Genomic DNA, 20180 nt, shown 5'->3' on the forward strand with positions numbered 1-20180 from the left:
TGTCGGCGAAGCGCCAGCGTTGAAATGGCAAAGCCGTGTTTCACCGGAGATCCGGAGAAACACGGCTTTTGCGTTCTGGGTTGAAAATTTTAATAAATACCCGCTTAAATTGTATCGTGATTCAAGGAGAACACGTATGCGTGTAGTGGTCGGTATTATTTCAGCCTCTATCTTTCTTCTCTGCAGCTCCGGCTGGGCACAGACATTCGACAAAGAGAAACAGCCTTCCGCCTTGGATATCAGGGGGCTCGTCAAGGCAAGTGATCGGGTCGAGATCAGCACGGACATTGTTGCTGCCATTACAGAAACGCCCTTTCGAGACGGCGAGCGATTTCGAAAGGGCGACATTCTGATCCGTCTCGATTGCGGGCAATATCGTGCCGAACTGACGGCAGCGCGTGCGGCGGTCAACTCAGCCCGGCTGGAATACAACCAGAAAGTGCAGTTGAAGACCTACGGCGCCGCCGGAAAAGGCGAAGTCGATATCGCGGCTTCTCGTTTCAGACGCAGCGAAGCCGAGGCGGAGGCGCTGGCCGAAAGGCTCCGCCGCTGCGAGATACCAGCGCCCTTTGACGGGCGGGTTGTTGCCATGAATGTCGCCGTCTCCGAGTTTCCGGAAGGTGGTGGATCGCCACTGATGATCGTACTGGACGACCGTAGGCTCGAAATCGAGTTCGTTGCGCCAAGTCACTGGCTGCGCTGGATCGCGGTCGACTGGCCGTTCGCGTTCGAGGTCGATGAAACGGGCGAGACCTTGAATGGCTCGATCGAACGGATAGCCGCCGAGGTCGATCCGATCAGCCAGACAATCCGCATCATAGGCCGGATCGACGGCGAAAAAGGCCGGACCCTCGCCGGCATGAGTGGAAACGTTCAGATCCTGAGTGAGACGACCGGCGCGATCTCCAGATGAACAAGTGTGTCCATCCGAGCCAATTCCCGAAAGCTGCGGATCGTGCCGGCCAAACGGTTCGCCGTCTGAATGCAGACAATCCACCCCAGAGGGTCTCAAGCCGCCTCGCGGCGCTGCTTCTTTATGAAGGCCGGTTGCGCCAACCGCGCTCACGCGACGGGCTTGGCATCACGATAACCACAGGGCTCAAGGCCGATCTCATACCGGGCCTTGAGCGCGTCTTTCTCTTTCAGGCAAATGCCGGTGGCGCTCTCCGACTGACCCACGCCAGCGACGTCGCGCAGCCCGACAGGGACGCTCCGGCAATGCAGTGCCTTGAGAAGGCTGTCGGCATTCACCAGCGCGCAATGCTCTGCATCACCACATTCGGCAAGAATGAATTTCTGCAATCGGGCAATGGGGCTGGCGGTGATTGCCTGCAAGATGGACCCGCCGGAGCCTTCTTCACTTTGCTGCCGATACCGCTTCGCCATGGCCGCGACGACCGCAGCAATCGCCAGCGGCGTCCCGATTGCATCCTGCTTCTCGAAACAGACCGGCCGCTCGAAACGTCCGATCCGGTTCTTCTACGTATCGCGGACGCCTGCAACCACGCGCTTACTCTGTTTCAAAGGCCTTCGAGCCTTGGCCACCGGCTCAGGCAGAAGCGAACACGTATCACGGTGGCAGCGATGGCCGCGCTCGGCTTGCTGGCATGTGTGCCGGTTCCTTTTTCTGCTCTCGCCCCGGCGGAGATCGTTGCGGCCGATCCCTTCATTGTCGCCTCCCCTCTGGACGGCATCATTCACGATATTGTGGTTCCGCCAAACGCCACCATCAAAGCAGGCGATCTGCTTTTCACCTTCGACGACACGGAACTGGCCGGTCGACGGGCGATCGCTCGTGAAACGCTCTCGGTGGCGCGGGCACGCGAGCAGCGCCTTCGTCAGGCAGCATTCTCCGAACCGGCGGCGCGGCGCGAACTGGCCGAAGCGGAAGCGGCGCGCCAGATTGCCGAAGCGGAATTGCAGCAGGCCGAAAATCGTCTGGCGCGCACGAGAGTGCTGGCACAGCGCGGCGGAACCGTTCTCTACAGCCGCCCGGATCATTGGATCGGACGCCCCGTGTCGACCGGCGAACGCATCATGGAGATTGCCGACCCCAGAGCGGTGAAACTACATGCCGATCTGCCCGTCGGCGATGCGATCGTTCTGGACTCCCATCCGTCACTCCGCTTCTTTGTTGAGGGGCAGCCGTTTCGTCCGGTGGCCGGCAAGGTTCTCAGCGCCGGGTATCGCGCCGAAGTCACACCGGACCAGCGTCTCGCCTATAAGATAACAGCCGAGCTGAGCGACAAAACCGGTCTGCGCATCGGAATGCGCGGCACGGCCCAGTTGCTCGGCAAGAGGGTGGCGCTTGGCTATTATCTGCTTCGCCGGCCGATTGCAGCGCTGCGGCAGAGGGTGGGGCTTTAGAAATGCCCGGCAAATCCCTTCCCGCCCTGCGCAAGGACTTGCGTTTTCACAGAGATCCGGAAGGCGACGCGCTCTTCATTGAGGATCCGCTCCGCAACCGGTTCTTTCGTGTTCCGGCCGAGATGGCGGGATGGCTCACCGGCCGGGAGGGTGAAACGGATGCTGATCTCCAGCAGCGCCTTGAAGCGACTGGCAGCGCCGCTCCATCAGATAACGACCTTTCGGAACTGCATGCTTTCTTGCGCGAAAATCAGCTCCTCTCGAATGCCGATATCGACGATCTGTCAGAACGGGCGAAACCAAATGACCGGTCCGCTCTCTCTCGCCTCTTTCACACCTATCTCTTCTTTCGAATACCTCTGTTCCGCCCGCAGCGTGCCATCGAGCGGAGCTGGCGCTTCGTAGCCCCTCTCTGTTCACGGGGCTTCCTGATCACAACCATTGCAGCGGGACTGCTGGGCTTGTGGCTGGCCGGTCGCCAATGGGACGCCTTTGAGGATACGTTCTCTCGTCTCATGACGGTGCAGGGCGCGGTACTCTACGGAGCGAGTCTTCTGCTGCTGAAAGTGTTGCATGAGGGTGGCCATGCCTTCATGGCACACCGCTGTGGCGTATCGGTGCCGCGCATCGGCGTCGCTTTCATATTCATGACACCAGTGCTTTACACCGACACGACGGCCGCCTGGCGATTGCCTCGACGTGATCGCATGATGATCGGAGCCGGTGGTCTGCTGGTGGAACTCGCCATCGCCGCGCATGCGACGCTTGCCTGGGCGCTACTGCCGGATGGCGCCGCGCGATCGGTCGCATTCACACTTGCCACGCTTAGTTGGGTTGTCAGCCTCGCGGTCAATCTGAACCCGCTCATGCGGTTCGACGGCTATTATCTGTTTTCCGACCTGATCGGCGTGGAAAATCTTCAACAGCGCGGCTTCGCTCTGGCACGGTGGCGACTGCGCGAAACTCTTTTTGGCTGGGGCGAGCCGCCGCCCGAGTACTTTGCTCCCGCCAAACGCCGTATCGTCCTGCTCCACGCCTATGCGACGTGGATCTACCGCTTCTTTCTCTTCCTTGGCATTGCGCTTCTTATTTATCACAGCGTCGCAAAGGCCCTCGGCATTGCGCTCTTTATCATGGAAGTCGGCATATTCATTGTTCGCCCGTTATGGACCGAACTGCGCCTGTGGGCCGGCAACAGAAGTCGGTTTCGCATCAATTGGCACTCGCTTCTGAGCCTTTCGGCACTCGCGATCCTTCTATCGATCCTTTTTCTGCCTTGGCAGGGAAAGATACACGCGCCCGCCGTCATGAGAGCAGGCAAGGTCTGGGATCTTCATATGCCGGTGCCGGCGCGCATCGACAGCGTCGAAGAGACCGTGGCGGGGGGCCGACGCCTACTCTCCATCACCAGCATGGAGCCGGATCGGCCTTTCGATCACAAGGCAGCGATGGCACGACACACGCTTGCAAACCGACGCTATGCCCGCATCGCTGCCGACCGCAAGGAAAGGAACGACAGAGCAATCTTCATAAGGCAGGGCGAAGCGGCCGAGGCGGAGATGGAGACACTGAAGGACCGGGCGTCAGCCTTGCACATTGTAGCCCCGCCTCCGAGGCTCAAGCAGGCCAGATTGGTCTGGGTATCATCCAATCTGCACGAGGGCCTCTGGATCGCTCCCCAAACCCCTCTCGCGACCTTGGTAGAACGTGGCCGACCGACGGTCACCGCGCTTGTGCCGGAAGCCGAACTCCCACGTCTTCGTGCCGGCAGCGCCGTGCGCTTCATACCGGACGAGCCGGAAAGGTCCGTGCGCCATGGTAGGATTACCGAGATTGCAGCCGCTCCTCTGCACTCTTTCGACCTGCCCTTGCTATCCTCGCAATATGGCGGGCCAGTCGCAGTCCAGGACGTTCCCGGCCTCGGCCCGGTGCCACAAAAGCCGCATTATGCAATCACCATCGAATTGGATGCGCCCGATGAGGAGCCTGTCAGAGAACTTCGCGGCATCGCAATTCTGGAGGCCGACAGGCAGGCACCGATCGCCCGCTATCTTCGCCACGCCGCCGGGGTTCTCATTCGCGAGTTCGATTTCTAGCGTGTCAGGCGGCGGTAGTTCTTCCTTACCTGTCGGTTGGCCGGCGCCATCGCCTGTCGAGCCGCCTGTTTCTGCGCGGCTTCAAGCGTCGACTCGACGGACCGACCGGCCATCAGATCATAGGGCAGCCAAGCCGCCCGTATCACATAAGCCATCGTCCCGGCCCACATGCCGACCTGAGCGGCAATGATCTTCTCCGAAAAGGCGGTGGTGCTTTCGGGCCGCTCATCCAATGGACGGCCAGCTTCCGCAAGCAGAAGCGGTGTTCGAAGGGTCATGACAGCAGGCACCAAGAAAAGCGTACGAAGCGGCTCCGCAACTTTAAACATGTTGATAATCTTTCTGCCATTTGGCGCCAGGGAGGATGTTCGTTCAATAACGAACTGATAAGGAAACGCGGCGCATGGCACGCCGTTCCCACCCTTTCGGATGACAGCAACGCTTGCCGACGCGCCCTCTGCCGACTATCTGCGTGGCCGCCGACCTAGAAACCTCCGGAGCACCGCTCACCTTGGATCTGCCAGCCCCTCAACGGCCGCCTTTCAGACGCCTATCGGAGGTCTTGCGGCAGATCAAACCGGGCGCGGATGGAAGCGTCGGCATCCGGACGATCGCCGACGCTCTAGGCGACCGCTCCTTTGCCACGATTCTGATGGTCTTCGCCTCGTTCAATCTGCTGCCCCTGCCATTTGGCACCAGCGTGTTCCTGGGTCTGCCGCTGGTGATCATCGCATGGCAGATGGTGATGCGTCATGAACGGGTCTGGCTGCCGCGCTTCATTCTCGACCGCCATCTCCCCAGCCGGGCATGGGCGTTTCTGATGGACCGCATCGTGCCGCTCATCGAAAAGGGCGAGCGTATCATCAAACCGCGCTACTGGCCGACCAACCGCGCACGCGCCGAGCGACTGATCGGATTGCTGCTTCTCATTTTGGGAATTGCCGTGGTGATGCCGATTCCGCTCGGCAATTGGCTTCCCGCCCTCGCCTGCTTCACAGTCGCTCTGGGCCTTTCGGAGCGCGACGGCATCGTCCTTCTGATCGGCAGTCTGATCGGGCTCATCTCCCTGATCGTGATCGCCATCGTGTTGTCGGGGGCAGGTTTCGCTGTCGAGTGGGTCAGCGAAAAGATCGAAGCCATGCCGGACAAGCACCCAAGACCTTGAGCAGCGCCCCGGCATTGCGATCTGCCAGGACCGCAATACGGGCCGATAGGCACGCTTATCGAATGAGACCGCGGGCGCCGATTGGCGCATCGCGACCTTTACGTCTGGTTCAATGCTTCGCCGACGCTGCTAGCCGACCTGGCTCGCCACGAAATCCTTGACGATCCGTACGACCCCTTTGGCCAGCACGGCGTCGAACGCATCGATGAACTCGTCGACATGCGCACGCGTCGCGATCAAAGGCGGCTCAATACGTATGACGTTGCGATTGTATTCGGTGAAGGCAACCAGGACCCCATGATCGCGCAGCAGCGCTGAGCCAATGAAACCTGGAAGCGATCCCTTCAGCTTGTCGTCGAGCATGGCAATCATGGGCTTGACGACCATCGGCATCGCCTGGCTGAAGTCGTGAAACTCGACCCCTACCATCATGCCCCTGCCCCGGACGTCCTTGATGAGCTTCGGATAGCGGGCTTTCATCTCTTCCAGCCGATCAAGCAGATACGCGCCGGTTTGCGCCGAGTTCTCGATCAAGTCCTCGTCATAGAGAACATTCAGCGCCTCGATCGCCGTTGCGCAGGCTTCGCCGATACCGCCAAATGTCGCTTGGGCATGAATCATGGCATTCTTTGGTGAACCATAGGCCTTCATGTAGATATCGCGTTTCGCGATCATCGCGGCCATGGCGGTTTTGCCACCGCCGAGGCTTTTGGCGAGTGCGGTGATGTCCGGCACAATGCCATAATGCTCGAAGGCGTAGAATTTGCCCGTGCGCCCGTAGCCGCACTGAACTTCGTCGCAAACCATGATCACGCCGTAGCGGTCGCAAAGCGAGCGAAGTTTCTGCCAGAAATCATCCGGGGCCTCTATGATTCCGCCGCCGCCCTGAACGGTCTCGAGAACGATGACGCCGATGCCCCGATCGGCGCGGAACGCTCGCTCGATGGCCTCAATATCGCCGAATGGAATACGCACCGTATTGTCGACCAGCTTGAACTGGCCGCGATAAAGCTCGCCATCGGTGATGGACAGAACGCCCTTCGTCTTGCCGTGGAAGGAATTGATCGCGTAGACGACCTTGGGCCTGTCGGGACCAGCGGCGCGCTCGGCTAGTTTGATCGCGGCTTCCATCGCTTCGGAGCCGGAAGAGCCGAAGAAGACCATATCGAGATCGCCCGGAGAGACCGTTGCCAGGTTCTTCGCCAACGCCGCCGCATATTGGCTCATGAACGCAATTGCGATCTCGTGGCGGTTTTCATCCTGAAACTGCTTACGGGCCGCAAGGATGCGCGGATGATTGTGGCCGAGCGCCAGCGATCCGAACCCGCCGAAGAAATCCAGAATTTTACGGTTGTGCTGGTCGTAATAATACATGCCTTCGGCGCGCTCGACCTTCACTTTGTGAAAGCCGAGGAGCTTCATAAAATGCATCTGACCCGGATTGATGTGCGCCATGAAGAGATCGGCCATGGTGCCAAGCTTCATCGCCTTGGCGTCCTCTACCGACAGGAGATCCGGTCGCCGGACCGTGGGGATTTCGGCAGGAACGGTGTTCGGGGCCGTCACGTCAACGCGCGCGGAATTCGTCGGATTATCCATTACGGTCAATGCTTGGCCCTCACTCTGCCGCTTCCATGAGATCGTTTTTTCGGCCGCCTGAACTCGCCGGCGGCGCGATCCCGGCCTTCTTGGCGCGGTACTCGTCATAAGCGGCGATCAGCATATCCTCGTCGCGATATTGGGGCACCCATCCGAGATCCCGCTCGCCCTTCGAGACATCGAGGAGGCAGTCCTCATCGGCGATGAGATATTGTTCCGGGTCCATCAGCGGCATGTTGACCAGATCGAGAAGATCGAGCGTTCGCTTGACTGCCCACCCCGGCGTAGGCACCAGCATCGATTTCGATCCTGCGTGCCGGATCAGTTTCGTCAGCAATGCACGAACCGAAGGCGGATTGAGCGAGCCGAGGTTATAGGCCTCGTTCGGGCAACCATGGATGGCCCCGAGGCGCGCCGCTTCGGCGCAATCAAAGACTGAAATGAACTGATAGGGGTTCTTCCCGGAACCGATCATCGGAACAGGCAGATTGCGATCCACCAGCTTGAAAAGCTTCTCCAGAATCCCGAGGCGGCCCGGTCCGATGATGAGGCGCGGACGAAACAGCGTGATGTTCATCCCCTTGGCGCGCCACTCCTCGGTCAGTTCCTCGGTGCGGAGCTTGGACAAGCCATACTCGCCGAGGGGCGCGACCGGGTGGTCCTCAGTCATGGGATATCGCAGCGTATGGCCGTAGACCATGTCGGTGGTGAAATGGACGAGGTTCGGCGCTCCCGCCGCATCCATCGCTTCGATAATATTGACTGTTCCGTGATAATTCACCGGAAAGAAGAAGTCGTGACGCTTGGCGCGAACCTGGATGGGCGACAGCATCTTGGCCGACAAATTGTAGACCATGTCTTCCGGACCGATACCGATAGCTTCGACGGATCGTTTATCTGTGACGTCGCAATGCTGGAAGGCAACGCCATTTTCATAATGCGGCAGAGTGCTCTTCACGATATCGGCGACCACGACCTCGTGGCCGTCCTCGACCAGTTTCGGCGCCAGATGACGCCCGACAAAACCGTCTCCGCCAAAAATGATGTGACGTTGTTTGGACATGGCAGTTGCACTCATTTGAAGGTTGAAGGAGAGGCCGGATCGGACGCGCTGATTGTGGTCGGCTCGGCGGTATCCGCGCGGCCTTCGCGGCCCGACTGGGCGATCAGGAACGTTCCAACGCAGATCAGCGCGATCCCGCCGACGCGAAGCGCATTCAGGTCTTCGCCAAAGAGCTGCCAGGCCAGTACGGCGACGAGCACGTAGGCCAGCGACAGAAACGGATAGGCGAAGGAAAGATCGACCTTGGACAGCACGAAGAGATGGCTTGCCATCGAGACGACGAATGTCAGGAGGCCGAAGAAGACCCAGGGCTGAAATACAATCTGGAAGAGCCTCATGACGGGATGAACACCCGGCGCGACAAGGTCGCCAAGCTGCATCATGCCGTGCTTCAGCATCAGCTGGGCGAACGCGTTGGTCGCAACGGTAAACAGAATGAAGGGAATATATTTCATTTCGGCACAGCTCAGTTTCGGTCAGGTCAATCTAACCGGCAAAGCATGAAAAGGCGTAAATACGAGAGAGCATTACGCCGCCAAAGCATCCTTTTACCCAGTAGCGTTAATATTTTGAATTGACTGTATTCCTGTGGCTTCCGCTTACGCATTTGCTTTGCAAACGAGAGCCGTACGCCGCCAGAAGTCACTTAGGATCGCAGGGTCCCGCATCACCTCCAGCTGGGGCCATTGCGGAAAGCCGGCTGCGAAGGTCTCAGGGCTCATGCGCGCATCCTTGTAAGGATTGACCGCGCCACCGGCATCGACGGTGATCGAATCGAGCCGATCGAGAAGGCGTAGAGTCCTTTCGCCCTGATTGGGAAAATCCAGGGTCAACGTGTAGCCCGGCCGGGCAAACCCCATCAGCCCTGCACTCCCCGCCGTGCCGAACCGCTTCAGAACGGTGAGAAACGATCCCACCCCACCCTCCTCAGCAGCGGCCAGCAAAGCCGGCAGGGCATCGGCTGCGGCACTATAGGGAATGACGGACTGGTGCTGATAAAGGCCCCGAGGACCATAAAGCCGGTTCCAGTGAGCCACACCGTCGAGCGGGTAGAAATAGCTCTGCCATCCTGTCTTCACCTCTCTGCCCGCCTTGCGAATTTGGCTAAAGCGGTAGGCCGCGTTGAAAAGTTTCAGAAAAGGACGGTTCAGCACATTGAGCGGAGGCTGGACGGGCACCGACAACATCTGCCGTCTTCTAACGAAAAGCGCTGGCGATTCACCATCGTCAGCGTGGTTGGCCGACAACAGAACGCCCCTGCCCCGCCTGGAGCCGGAAGCAAGCTGATCGATCCAGGCAACAGAATATTCGTTCTGTGCGTCGGCTTCCTCTGCGAGTGTTAGGTAATCGGCAATCGAGCCGAAGGGCCTGACATTCTGAATGACATCGAGCGACGGCACCCTCATCAACTGTATCTCGGCAGAAAGGATGATGCCGGTCAGGCCCATGCCTCCGATCGTAGCCGAAAACAGGGCCGGATCGCCCTCGCGGTCTAACCTCTGTTCCCCGCAATCGCTCCGGACGAGATTCAAGCTGCGCACATGAGCGCCGAACGTGCCGCGCCGATGGTGGTTCTTGCCATGCACATCATTGGCGATGGCACCGCCCAGCGTTACAAAACGAGTGCCCGGCGTGACCGGCAGAAACCAGCCATGCGGTCTGCAATGCATGATGATGGTTTGCAGGTCGACGCCTGCCTCGGCCTCCAGCAAGCCCGTTTGCAGATCGAATGAGAGTATACGGTCCGCTTCGGCCATATCGATGAGATGGCCTGAATCATTGTGACAGCTATCGCCATATGAAAGGCCTTTGCCGAAGGGCAGCAGGAAGCCCTCACCCGCACTCGATTCCAGACGGCGCAGGCCCTCATCGGGCGAGAGGGCCCGGCGAGAGACCGATCGTATGCGTCCGAAGCTCTGATAGGAAGCGTGCGCCATGGATTTCAGAAAAACAGCGCGCCGAGAACCAGCAGAACGCCGATTCCGACCACCCCCTGGCTGCGCCAGTCTCTCATGATGAAGACGATTGGATCGTCATGCACTTCCGACCGATAGGCCAGAATCCAGATGCGCATGCAGATGAACAGGATGGCCGGCGCCAGGGGCCAAAGGAGCCAGGGCGAGGAGTACTGGTCCGCCACCGCGTCGGACTGAATATAGAGCGCCAGCACCATTGCTGCCCCGAAACCGGACGCAACCCCGCTCATGCTGATGATCGGCTTGTCCTCCGCGCGATAGCCGCGCCCCTCGATCCTGCGCCCGGGCATCACTCCCCGCTCGTGCAATTCCACGAATCGTTTGACGAGAGCGAGTGACAGAAAGAAGAAGATTGAGAAAGCCAGCAGCCAGAACGAGACATCGACCTCGGTTGCCGCAGCGCCTCCGAGAATTCGAAGCGTGTAGAGTGAGGCGAGCGTAAAGACGTCGACCAGCAACATCCGCTTCAAGGCAAACGAATAGGCGGTGGTGACAAAGAGATAGGCCGCCAGAACGCCCGTAAACGCAAGCGGCAGCAAGAGGGATATGCCGAACGCCGCGACAAGCAGGCCAGCCGAACACGCCATTCCGAACGGAACGGAAAGTCTGCCGGACGCGAAGGGCCGGTTCTTCTTGGTGGGATGCGCCCGATCCAGCGCCATATCGAAGAAATCATTGATGATGTAGATCGCCGAGGCAGCGAAAGAGAAGGCGAAAAAGGCCCCGACGGCCTGCGCCACTGTCGACCAGCTGCCATATTCGTGCGCAAGCAGCAGAGGCACGACAACCAGAATGTTCTTCAGCCACTGGTGCAGGCGCACCATCTTTAGAATATCGCGCCAGCTTATGGGAGCATCGGCAAGGCTCGCGGCATTGTTTCTCGCGGCCCAGCGACGGGCCGCCTTGTCGGGTTGAACAACTGTGCTTTCGCGCGCGGCCTCGAAGACCGGAAGGTCGGCCCTGCTATTGCCGACATAGTCGAAACCCGCCTCCCCGTAGAGCGCGACAAGCGCCTCCGCCTTGTTGTGGCTGGTCATATTGCCACTGTCCTCGGTGGCGACCACATCATCGAACAATCCGAGGTGATCTTTGATCGAGTCTGCAACCGGACGCGGCGTGCCCGTCGCCAGAATCGTCTTGCGCCCCTCACAGCGCGCCTCTCGTAGCAACCGAAGGACGTCGTCGCGATAGGGCAATGAGGACGCGTCCCAATCGGCACGGTCTGCAATTTCATGCTTGAGCCGCGGGGCACCACCTTTGACGAGCCAGACCGGCACCAGAAACAGAACAAGAGGGTTGGAACGAAGGATCTTGAAGAACCCTTCCCAGAGGAGATCAGTCGAAACGAGAGTGCCGTCCAGATCGACGGCGAGTGGGATGGTCTTGATGTCGGCGCGGGCGTCCATGGCAGCAATCATGTTCTTCGTTTCGCTCATGAGAACTTGATGCCACCCACAAGTGACCATCCAATAAAGATTTAGAGTTCGGTGCCCGGACTTTCTCTTGAGACCTAATAAAGGGATAATGGCCTGCAGAGACCACGCTGCCCGGAGCCGACGAGCCCGGCCTTTTGCGCGGAGCATTCCCCCTGCGAAAAAGGGGTAGACATATGAATAAGCGACGCCTATATCGCCGCCACGGCTTGGGTGATTAGCTCAGTTGGTAGAGCAGCTGACTCTTAATCAGCGGGTCGTAGGTTCGATCCCTACATCACCCACCATTTTCCAATCGGCCGCTGATCCCTTGCGCGTCATGATGTAGATTTCATGCCGCATGCCCGCCACTTCCGTGCCGACCTTCTTGACAAATCATCGTCCCGCACGTGTTCGAGATGCTCGACGGCGATGCGCGGCACATCAATGAAATAATGGCGTGCGCACTGCGTCAGCGGCATGTTCTTAGCGTTAGAACAAAAAGGACCGGGCAGATTTCCGATCTGCCCGGTCCGTATGTTTGAACCATCCGACGTCAGCGGCTGGTCACGATCTCCGGTCCCATCAGCGCTGTCGGCACCGCCGTGGAAAGCCACGGGATGTAGGTGACGAGCAGCAGGAAGACGAAGAGAACGGCCACGAAGGGCGCGGCCGCCCGAACCACCTGCACCAGGCTCATTCCCGTAATGCCGCTGGTCACGAACAGGTTGAGACCGATGGGCGGCGTGATCATGCCGATCTCCATATTCACCACCATGATGACCCCGAGATGGATCGGATCAACGCCGAGCTCCATCGCGATCGGGAAGACGACCGGCGCGACGATCAGAAGTAGCCCGGACGGTTCCATGAACTGTCCGCCGATCAGAAGCAGCACATTGACCGCGATCAGGAAGGTGAACCAGTTGAAACCGTAATCCAGCATCATCGTGGCGATGGCATCCGGGATGCGCTCGGACGTCAGAACATGGGCGAACAGGAGCGCATTGACGATGATGAACATCAGCATCACCGTGGTCTTGCCGGCATCGACCAGAACCTTGCGGGTATCCTCGTGATACATCGCGCCGAAGAAGTGCCGTCCGATCTTTCCGAGATTGCGCCCCCAGATGGGGAAACCGGACCCGAGTGTGCCGGGTACCGCCGCGATCCCGCCTTCGCCCCTCCATAAGGGATAGGCGATAAGAATGACCGCAGACAGCACAAGTCCGATCGTTGCACGCTCGCCGAAACTTCCTTCGCCGGCTTCGGCGAAGGCGAAGAAGGAAAGCATCATCCAGACGAAGAAGAACGCAAGCGCATACACCAGGGCTTTGAAGCCGACCGTAGCGCGGTCGCCGTCGGTCTGTTCGATCCAGTCGATTTCCTTGAGCGGGCCCATGTCGCGATAGACGAAAAGCGCGACAAACGCGGCATAGACCGCGGCGACCGCAGCCGCCTCGGTGGGTGTGAACACACCACCATAGATACCACCAAGAATGATGATGATGAGAAAGAGGCCCCAGCCTGCTTCCTTGCCGCCGGCTATGACTTCGTGGAAGCCCTTCCACTCCTCGGCCGGCAGGTTCTTGCGCCGCGCCTGAATATAGATGGCGATCATCAGCATCAGCCCGGCAACGATACCCGGCACCACGCCGGCCAGGAACATGCGGCCGACGGAGACATTTGTCGCAGCGGCGTAGACGACCATGACGATCGATGGCGGGATCAGAATACCCAGCGTGCCCGCATTGGCGATGATGCCGGAGGCGAATTCCTTCGAGTAGCCAACCTGACGCATTCCGGCGATGGCGATCGTGCCGATGGCGACGACTGTTGCAGGAGAAGAACCCGACAGCGCTGCGAACATCATGCAGGCGAGGACGGAGGCCATCGCCAGGCCGCCGCGAAAATGGCCGATGCTCGCAATGGCGAAGTGAATGATGCGGCGGGCCACGCCTCCCGTCGACATGAAGGCGGAGGCCAGAATGAAGAACGGAATGGCGAGCAGCGTGTAGTTCTGCGAAGCGGTGAAAAGCTGCAGCGCGACCGAACTCATCGAATCCGATGAGAATAAGGCGATGGTCAGAACGGACGAAAGACCGAGCGAAATCGCGACCGGAACGCCGAGGAAGAGCAGGCCAAGCACCAATATAAAGAGAAAAGTGGTCTCCATGCCCTTATTCCTTCACCGCGTTCAGGTTTTGAGAGACGAGATCTTCGGCCTCATGACTGGCGACGATCAGTTCGCGGTGTCCGGTGGCGATCTGCACGACAGCCTGCAGCGAGCGGAAGGACAGAAGCGCCAGTCCGACCGGCAGCATCAGGTATGCCACCCAACGCTGAACCCGCTCCTGCAGCCCGAATGCGTCGGCGATCACTTCCGGATAACGTAGGTCATCAAGGCCCGTGCCCCGGTCGAACATGAAGGTCCAGTAGCCAATGGCGCCGCTCTGACGCCAATTGCCACCGACATCGGCGCCGAAGACGGCGAGAAATCCGCTATGAAGAAGAATGAGCCCATAGGCCAGCGTGCAGAGGGCTCCGAAAATCGCGACAGCCTTGAAAACAGGTTTCGGGAAGAGACGGATCAGCGCATCGACACCCAGATGCAAACCGGTGCGGACCCCGTAGCCCATCCCGAAAAGGATCAACCAGGCAAAAAGAATACGGGTAGCCTCAAGTGCACCGCCCCAGCCCGAGTTGAAGCCGTAGCGTGCGACGACCTGAAAGAACGAGATGAGAGTGATCAATGCCAGAAGTATGGCGATCACATTCTCTTCCAACTGCGCCACGCCGGCGGGCCAGCGGCGCTCGGCAAGAAACAGTACTGCAACCAGAATGACCAGCGCGAGGCTGGGCCATAGAAGTTCCATAGCAAAATCCCCCCTACCACCCCGCCAGGGCGGCTACAGAATGAAAGCGGCCGCCTTGGCAGGCGGCCGCTTTTTACTTTTTAGTTGGCCGAAGTATTCGCGGCGTTTTCAATCACGTCCGCGCCGATATCGCCTTCGAACTGCTGCCAGACCGGCTTCATGGTTGAAACCCAGGCTTCGCGCTGTTCGGGTGTCAGTTCGCGAATTGTGCCACCGGCATCCATGATGGACTGACGGCATTCGCCTTCCTTCTCCGCGACCTGATTGTTGGCTTCCGCCAGCGTTTCGTCGACGATCTTGAGGAACTGGCTGCGCGTTTCCTCATCAAGGCCTTCCAGGAATTCCTGGCTGGTGATCACACCATAAGCCAGCACCTGGTGGTTGGTCTCGGTGATGCCATCCTGAACCTCGAAGAATTTCTGGGTGTAGATGTTGCACCAGGAATTCTCCTGGCCGTCGACGACACCCGTCTGCAGCGCACCGTAGACTTCCTTGAAGGCCAGCTTCTGTGCCGAGGCATTGAGAGCCTCGATCATTGCGACCGCAACGTCCGAGGTCTGGACACGGAACTTCAGGCCAGCTGCATCTTCAGGCGTTTCCAGCGGCTTGTTGGCCGAGAACTGCTTCAGACCGGACATGATATAGCCGAGGCCGGTATAGCCTTCGCTTTCAAGTGCGGAGAGCAGATCCTTCGCTTCATCCGAACCGATATAGGCGTTGGCCGTATCGAGCGAGGAGAAGAGGAAAGGCAGATCGTAGAGACGAAGTTTCTTGGTGTAGGCTTCAAATTTGGAGAGCGACGGAGCGGCAAGCTGAACGTCGCCGAGCAGAAGGGCTTCCATCACCTTGTCGTCATCATAGAGCGTGGAGTTCGGATAGACCTCCATGCAAGCCGTGCCTTCCATCTGCTCGTTGATGCGATCAGCGAGAAGTTGGGCTGCGTCACCTTTCGGGTGACCGCTTGCCGCGACCACATGGCTGAATCGAATGACGGTCTCCTCGCCGTCACAGCCGGCCGGATCGGCCATGGCCTGACCAGCAACAACACACATAGCGAGCGCCGAGGCGGCGCCGAGCATCTTGGACATATAGAACCTCCCATGGTTCGCCTACCGATGATCCAGCGGACGAACTTTCAACCAATTATGTCAGGGATCGAACCCGACATTCTCTCTTAGCAAGCTGTATGCCACTTCAAGTTCGGATAAAAAACGCTACCGAAACAAGCGGTTGGACATGTGCCTTCATTTCCCTCCAGAAATGATGGGCAGTTGCACGCACACCCTAACGCACGCTGTGTGTCATTGGCTACACATATTGCGAGAACCGCAGAAGCGACTGAGTGACGCTCTAAAGGGGCCTAAGAGGCCTCAGCCTCCCCTTCCAGCTCGATGCCGAGACGGCGGATCTTGTCGTAAAGGCCCTTACGGGAAAGACCGAGCGCTTCATAAGTCGGCTTCATGCGCCCGCCATTTCTGGTGAGCTCGGCCTCGATGAGTCGTTTCTCGTAAGTCGCCAATTGTTCGGACAAGGCTTGCCCCTCGGAACCAGCGGCCTGCTCTGGCGCCGGTTCGGCGCGGCGGCCGGGCCAGAGGCCCAGGACCCAACGGTCGGCCACGTTTCGCAACTCGCGAACATTGCCGGGCCAGTCCGTATTCATCAGTTCCGCCTCGAGCGCGGGCGTCATTGGAGGCAGGTCGCGGCGATAGCGCGCCCGGGCTTCCCGCGCGAGATGGTGGAAGAGAAGCGGAATATCGTCGCGCCGCTCATTCAGGGTCGGGATCGTGAGGCTGATGACATTGAGCCGATAGTAAAGGTCGGCGCGGAAACGACCAGCCTGGCTCTCTTTCGCAAGATCGGCCTTGCTGGCAGCGATGAATCTGACATCAAGGGGTTTCAGCGTGTTCGAGCCGAGGCGCTCCACAACGCGCTGCTCGATCACGCGCAGCAGTTTCACCTGAAGATCAAGCGGCATACTCTCGATTTCGTCAAGAAAGACGGTGCCGCCATCGGCATGTTCGATCTTGCCGATGCGCGTATCCTTGGCACCGGTAAAGGCCCCCCTCTCATGACCGAACAATTCGCTTTCGATAATCTCCGCGGGCAAGGCGCCGCAATTGATCGCCACGAAATTGCCGGAGCGGCGGCTGCCGAAATCGTGAAGGGCTCGGGCAACCACCTCCTTGCCGGTACCGGTATCTCCGCGCACCAGAATGTCCGCATCGGTATCGGCAAGCGCGGCGATCTCGTCCCGCAGATGGCGCATGGCCGGCGTTCGGCCCACCAAACGCTCCTCCATTGGCGATACGCTCTCCAGATATTCGCGCAGCGACCGGTTTTCCAGAACCAGACGCCGCATGTGCAAGCCGCGCCGTACGACACCTGCCAACCGCTGCGTGGGAAAGGGTTTCTCGATAAAGTCATATGCCCCTTCGCGCATCGCCTCTACCGCAAGTGGAACGTCGCCATGGCCGGTAATGAGAATGACCGGCAGGGCCGCATCGATCGCCAGCACCTTTTTCAGCACCTGAAGGCCATCAAGCCCCGGCATGCGGATATCGGAGATAACAACACCTTCAAATCGGCGCGTTGCGCGTTCAAGTGCCTCATTGGGATCGGCGAAATCGAGCACATCGTAGCCTTCGAGTTCGAGACCCTGCGCCAGCGAGATCCGAAGATCCCCATCGTCATCGATCAGTATGATTTCTGTCATCCAAAAGTCCTCGAAGCCTAGGCGGTTTCGCTGTTCTTCTCCATCCGGTCGGCGGAATCCCGGGGCGCCAACGGCAACCGAATCTCAAAACAGGCGCCCCCAAGACCGGATGTACCAGTCGAGACGGTGCCGCCAAAGCCGGTGACGATACTGTCGACCACGGATAGTCCGACTCCAAGCCCTTCGCCCACTCCCTTCGTAGAGACGAAAGGTTCAAAGACGCTGTCGAGCTGCGAGACCGGCAAGCCAGGTCCGTTATCCTCCACACGGATAACGCACATGGCGCTCTCTTCCTCAGCGGAGATCGCAATGCGGCCCGCACCCGGCTTCGGCGTTAGACCCGGCTCGACACCCCGCCCCTGAAGAGCATCCGCAGAGTTATTGATGAGATTGACAAAGACTTGAGTGAGGCGGAGTCGGCCCCCCATCACTTTCAATGATGGCGCGATGCCGGTCCGGTCGAGCGTGATCCCATCCTTCCGCAGACGCGGCCCCGTCAGCATCAAGGCCTCATCCAGCGCAGCAGCAAGAACGGTCGGCGAAACATCCGACCCCGGCTTTCGCGCAAATCCGAGAAGCGATCTGGACAGCTCCGCCATTCGCTCGGTCAGCCGAATGATGTGGGAGAGCGCCCTGTCGGCCTTCTCCCCCTGCCCTCGCTCCAGAAAGGTTCGTGCATTGTCAGCCTGACTCCGGACAGCAGCGATGGGCTGATTGTATTCGTGGCTGAGTGTCGCGCTCATTTGCCCGAGAACAGCCAGCTTGGCGGTATGGATCAGCTCGGACTGGGTCTGTCGAAGTTGCCTTTCGGCCATCTGCCGAACCTCGACCTCACTGGCGAGTGACTGGTTGACCCGCAGCAGCTCTCCGGTTCGGTCTCTCACGCGCCTTTCCAATCGCAAGGCCTGCGCTCTTTCGTTCCGGAGCCTCAGGGCGGAAATCTCGGACCGTTTCAACAGAGTGAGCCCGGCCAGCCCCGCGAGAACAGCAGCAAGGACACCGATCGTCGTCGCCATATCGACGGCGCGAGACAGCGCTCCGGCGCCGACCATGGCGTGGAGACGCCATTCCAGAAGTGGCAGATAAAGGCTTGAAAGATAATGCGATCGGCTCGGCCCCAGCTCGCCATCCACCGAAAGCCGAACCAGACCGCCTTCGGCATCGGATGAGAGGATCAGCCCGCCCTCGCCCTCTTGTGAATGAAAGGGCTTTCCCTTCCAACTCGGCCGATTGCCGAACAGAACGCTGTCGTTCCATGTGACCAGAATGGGCTCGCGCGAAAGAGCCCAGACATTCTCCAGGCGCTCCAGCCCGACGAGAACGGCAATTGCGCCGAGAAGCCTGCCGTCCTGCCGAACGGCTGAAGCAAAGGCATAAAGCGGCTGTCCACCAGGCTCTCGCAGGGTCTGGCGTCCAAGGCGATTTTGCTTGGCCGCGCGAAGCAGATCCATGTCGCTGAAATCGTAACCATCGAAATCGCCATAGGCGGAGGCGAAGACCGAACCGTCCGGCCGCAGAAAAAGCACGTCCCGCGCACCCGCATAGCCAGCCGTGCGCTTCGCCTCGGCGATGCCGGTGCCGGCGCTATCTAAAACGAAGATATTCTGGACGCTTATGCGACCTGCCAGCAGGGGCGGTAGAAGTCGGAATTTCTCCAGATAATCCGTCAACGCCGAGCTTTGAAGGACGAGGGTTTCGTCGGCCTGGCGCCTGAGGTCGGCCATCGTCCGGTCTTCAGCCAGTTGCCGAAGCGCAAAGACGAGCAGGCAGCCGGATAGCGCAACGGTGATCAGAAGACACCAGGTCAGAAGACGAAACTTGCGCCGAACAGCGTAGCCTGAACGAACAGCCATGAAGATCTTTCAATCGTAGAGCCGGCAGGACACACCCCGTCTAGCAGCGTTGCGAGAGGGACGGCAAATGAAAGGCCGACGAAATAGAGAGGAAGTCCGTCAGGTGGCTGATCATTGCCCCCGATCCGCCACCCCAACCATTCATACAAATGGCTCCAGACCATTCGATCCGGAGCCATTCTTCTTTTCAATACAAGATATCAGACGGCGGCTGTACCTGCCGGTGTGGCGGCCTTCGTGTCGGGATCGCCACCATTGGCGAGAACGACGGCGCGCTTGGCCATCGCCACGATCAATGCAGCGCGATATTCGGGAGAAGCGTGAATGTCACCCATCAGATCCGACGATTCGACAGTCTTTCCCTGCAAGGCTTCCACGGAGAAATCGCCATTGAGCGCCTCTTCCAGACCGCTGGCACGAAACACGCCATCCTCGCCTGCGCCCGTGACCGCGACGCGAACGCCATCCGCCGTTTTCGCAACGAAAACGCCGGCCATGGCATAGCGTGATGCGGGATTGGGAAACTTGCCGTAGCCGCTCTTTTCCGGTGCCCTGAAAGCGACGGCCGTGACGATCTCGTCATCGTCCAGCGCCGTATCGAACAGGCCCGTGAAGAAATCCTCGGCGGCAAGCTCGCGCTTGTTCGTACGGATCACCGCATTCACGGCCATCATGGCGGAGGGATAGCAGGCTGCCGGGTCATTATTGGCGACGGAACCGCCAATCGTGCCCATATGGCGCACCATCGGGTCTCCGATATGGCTGGCCTGATACGCAAGGCCCGGCACTTTCGTTTGGAGCAGCTCGCTGGTGGCGATATCGTTGTGACAGGTCGCCCCGCCTATGACGATCATGTCGCCCTCTTCCGAAATGCCCTTCATGCTCTCCACATGGCGAAGGTCGATCAGGTCGGATGGTGCGGCGAGCCGCTGCTTCATGGTTGGCAACAAGGTCATGCCGCCGGACAGGTAACGCGGATCGTCAGCGCTCTGGGCCACATTGACGGCGTCGTCCACGCTCGTCGCGCGATGATAGGTGGTCTGATGCATGATGATGAACT

At 59.4% G+C, this 20180-nt stretch carries 16 protein-coding genes and 1 tRNA gene; 5 read left to right on the forward strand and 12 right to left on the reverse strand.

What is annotated here, in order from left to right:
* Window positions 1-136: 136 nt before the first annotated feature.
* From D8780_RS07770 to D8780_RS07780, 3 genes are read left to right on the forward strand one after another with little or no spacing between them, the layout of a single operon-like run.
* Window positions 137-913: an efflux RND transporter periplasmic adaptor subunit gene (locus D8780_RS07770; RefSeq protein WP_121645080.1), complete on the forward strand. Its 777-nt coding sequence runs from the start codon at window positions 137-139 to the stop codon at window positions 911-913.
* Entirely contained in the window at window positions 910-2367 is a 1458-nt protein-coding gene (locus D8780_RS07775) for an efflux RND transporter periplasmic adaptor subunit (protein ID WP_121645081.1), read from the forward strand. Before D8780_RS07770 ends, D8780_RS07775 begins: the two co-directional genes overlap by 4 nt.
* A gap of 2 nt (window positions 2368-2369) precedes the next feature.
* On the forward strand, window positions 2370-4463 hold the full coding sequence (locus D8780_RS07780; protein ID WP_121645082.1) for an HlyD family efflux transporter periplasmic adaptor subunit: 2094 nt from the start codon (window positions 2370-2372) through the stop codon (window positions 4461-4463).
* Here the strand turns inward: D8780_RS07780 and D8780_RS07785 are convergent.
* Entirely contained in the window at window positions 4460-4792 is a 333-nt protein-coding gene (locus tag D8780_RS07785) for a hypothetical protein (protein WP_121645083.1), read from the reverse strand. The two genes, D8780_RS07780 and D8780_RS07785, sit on opposite strands and share 4 nt — an antisense overlap.
* A 233-nt stretch (window positions 4793-5025) precedes the next feature.
* On the opposite strand from D8780_RS07785, the gene D8780_RS07790 reads away from it, so the two are divergent.
* Window positions 5026-5628, forward strand: a complete 603-nt coding sequence (locus tag D8780_RS07790) for an exopolysaccharide biosynthesis protein (RefSeq protein ID WP_158598463.1) — start codon at window positions 5026-5028, stop codon at window positions 5626-5628.
* Window positions 5629-5757: 129 nt separating this feature from the next.
* Here D8780_RS07790 and D8780_RS07795 read toward each other — a convergent pair whose 3' ends face one another.
* From D8780_RS07795 to D8780_RS07815, 5 genes are all read right to left on the reverse strand, one after another.
* Window positions 5758-7113: an aspartate aminotransferase family protein gene (locus D8780_RS07795; RefSeq protein ID WP_245412387.1), complete on the reverse strand. Its 1356-nt coding sequence runs from the start codon at window positions 7111-7113 to the stop codon at window positions 5758-5760.
* Window positions 7114-7246: 133 nt separating this feature from the next.
* Window positions 7247-8290 (reverse strand): NAD-dependent epimerase/dehydratase family protein, encoded by a 1044-nt coding sequence (locus D8780_RS07800; RefSeq protein WP_121645086.1) that lies wholly within the window; start codon window positions 8288-8290, stop codon window positions 7247-7249.
* A gap of 11 nt (window positions 8291-8301) precedes the next feature.
* A complete protein-coding gene (locus D8780_RS07805; protein ID WP_121645087.1) occupies window positions 8302-8745 on the reverse strand; it encodes an EamA family transporter in 444 nt (147 codons plus the stop codon).
* A 144-nt stretch (window positions 8746-8889) separates the two neighbouring features.
* Window positions 8890-10227 carry an FAD-binding oxidoreductase gene (locus D8780_RS07810; RefSeq protein ID WP_121645088.1) on the reverse strand — a complete coding sequence of 446 codons (1338 nt, stop codon included), beginning with the start codon at window positions 10225-10227 and terminating at the stop codon, window positions 8890-8892.
* 5 nt (window positions 10228-10232) lie between these two features.
* Entirely contained in the window at window positions 10233-11672 is a 1440-nt protein-coding gene (locus D8780_RS07815) for a UbiA family prenyltransferase (RefSeq protein WP_121646449.1), read from the reverse strand.
* A 238-nt stretch (window positions 11673-11910) separates the two neighbouring features.
* On the opposite strand from D8780_RS07815, the gene D8780_RS07820 reads away from it, so the two are divergent.
* Window positions 11911-11986, forward strand: a tRNA-Lys gene (locus D8780_RS07820).
* Between the two features lie 248 nt (window positions 11987-12234).
* Here D8780_RS07820 and D8780_RS07825 read toward each other — a convergent pair.
* The 6 genes from D8780_RS07825 to D8780_RS07850 form a co-directional block, all read right to left on the reverse strand.
* Window positions 12235-13854: a TRAP transporter large permease gene (locus D8780_RS07825; protein WP_121645089.1), complete on the reverse strand. Its 1620-nt coding sequence runs from the start codon at window positions 13852-13854 to the stop codon at window positions 12235-12237.
* Window positions 13855-13858: 4 nt separating this feature from the next.
* Entirely contained in the window at window positions 13859-14554 is a 696-nt protein-coding gene (locus D8780_RS07830; protein WP_121645090.1) for a TRAP transporter small permease, read from the reverse strand.
* An 80-nt stretch (window positions 14555-14634) separates the two neighbouring features.
* Entirely contained in the window at window positions 14635-15642 is a 1008-nt protein-coding gene (locus tag D8780_RS07835) for a DctP family TRAP transporter solute-binding subunit (RefSeq protein WP_121645091.1), read from the reverse strand.
* A gap of 272 nt (window positions 15643-15914) precedes the next feature.
* Complete coding sequence (locus tag D8780_RS07840; protein WP_121645092.1) at window positions 15915-17267, reverse strand: sigma-54-dependent transcriptional regulator; 1353 nt, start codon at window positions 17265-17267, stop codon at window positions 15915-15917.
* A 17-nt stretch (window positions 17268-17284) separates the two neighbouring features.
* Window positions 17285-19120: a sensor histidine kinase gene (locus D8780_RS07845; protein ID WP_121645093.1), complete on the reverse strand. Its 1836-nt coding sequence runs from the start codon at window positions 19118-19120 to the stop codon at window positions 17285-17287.
* 200 nt (window positions 19121-19320) lie between these two features.
* Window positions 19321-20169 carry an FAD binding domain-containing protein gene (locus D8780_RS07850; protein WP_121646450.1) on the reverse strand — a complete coding sequence of 283 codons (849 nt, stop codon included), beginning with the start codon at window positions 20167-20169 and terminating at the stop codon, window positions 19321-19323.
* Window positions 20170-20180: the final 11 nt, after the last annotated feature.

Source organism: Notoacmeibacter ruber, from assembly GCF_003668555.1.
Classification (GTDB): Bacteria; Pseudomonadota; Alphaproteobacteria; order Rhizobiales; family Rhizobiaceae; genus Notoacmeibacter; species Notoacmeibacter ruber.

Excerpts from the sequence above, each read along its gene's own strand:
- D8780_RS07770 (WP_121645080.1), top strand. The coding sequence starts at position 137 with ATGCGTGTAGTGGTCGGTATTATTTCAGCCTCTATCTTTCTTCTCTGC.
- D8780_RS07775 (WP_121645081.1), top strand. The coding sequence starts at position 910 with ATGAACAAGTGTGTCCATCCGAGCCAATTCCCGAAAGCTGCGGATCGT.
- D8780_RS07780 (WP_121645082.1), top strand. The coding sequence starts at position 2,370 with ATGCCCGGCAAATCCCTTCCCGCCCTGCGCAAGGACTTGCGTTTTCAC.
- D8780_RS07785 (WP_121645083.1), bottom strand. The coding sequence starts at position 4,792 with ATGTTTAAAGTTGCGGAGCCGCTTCGTACGCTTTTCTTGGTGCCTGCT.
- D8780_RS07795 (WP_245412387.1), bottom strand. The coding sequence starts at position 7,113 with ATGAAGCTTGGCACCATGGCCGATCTCTTCATGGCGCACATCAATCCG.
- D8780_RS07800 (WP_121645086.1), bottom strand. The coding sequence starts at position 8,290 with ATGTCCAAACAACGTCACATCATTTTTGGCGGAGACGGTTTTGTCGGG.
- D8780_RS07805 (WP_121645087.1), bottom strand. The coding sequence starts at position 8,745 with ATGAAATATATTCCCTTCATTCTGTTTACCGTTGCGACCAACGCGTTC.
- D8780_RS07810 (WP_121645088.1), bottom strand. The coding sequence starts at position 10,227 with ATGGCGCACGCTTCCTATCAGAGCTTCGGACGCATACGATCGGTCTCT.
- D8780_RS07815 (WP_121646449.1), bottom strand. The coding sequence starts at position 11,672 with ATGGACGCCCGCGCCGACATCAAGACCATCCCACTCGCCGTCGATCTG.
- D8780_RS07825 (WP_121645089.1), bottom strand. The coding sequence starts at position 13,854 with ATGGAGACCACTTTTCTCTTTATATTGGTGCTTGGCCTGCTCTTCCTC.
- D8780_RS07830 (WP_121645090.1), bottom strand. The coding sequence starts at position 14,554 with ATGGAACTTCTATGGCCCAGCCTCGCGCTGGTCATTCTGGTTGCAGTA.
- D8780_RS07835 (WP_121645091.1), bottom strand. The coding sequence starts at position 15,642 with ATGTCCAAGATGCTCGGCGCCGCCTCGGCGCTCGCTATGTGTGTTGTT.
- D8780_RS07840 (WP_121645092.1), bottom strand. The coding sequence starts at position 17,267 with ATGACAGAAATCATACTGATCGATGACGATGGGGATCTTCGGATCTCG.
- D8780_RS07845 (WP_121645093.1), bottom strand. The coding sequence starts at position 19,120 with ATGGCTGTTCGTTCAGGCTACGCTGTTCGGCGCAAGTTTCGTCTTCTG.
- D8780_RS07850 (WP_121646450.1), bottom strand. The coding sequence starts at position 20,169 with ATGCATCAGACCACCTATCATCGCGCGACGAGCGTGGACGACGCCGTC.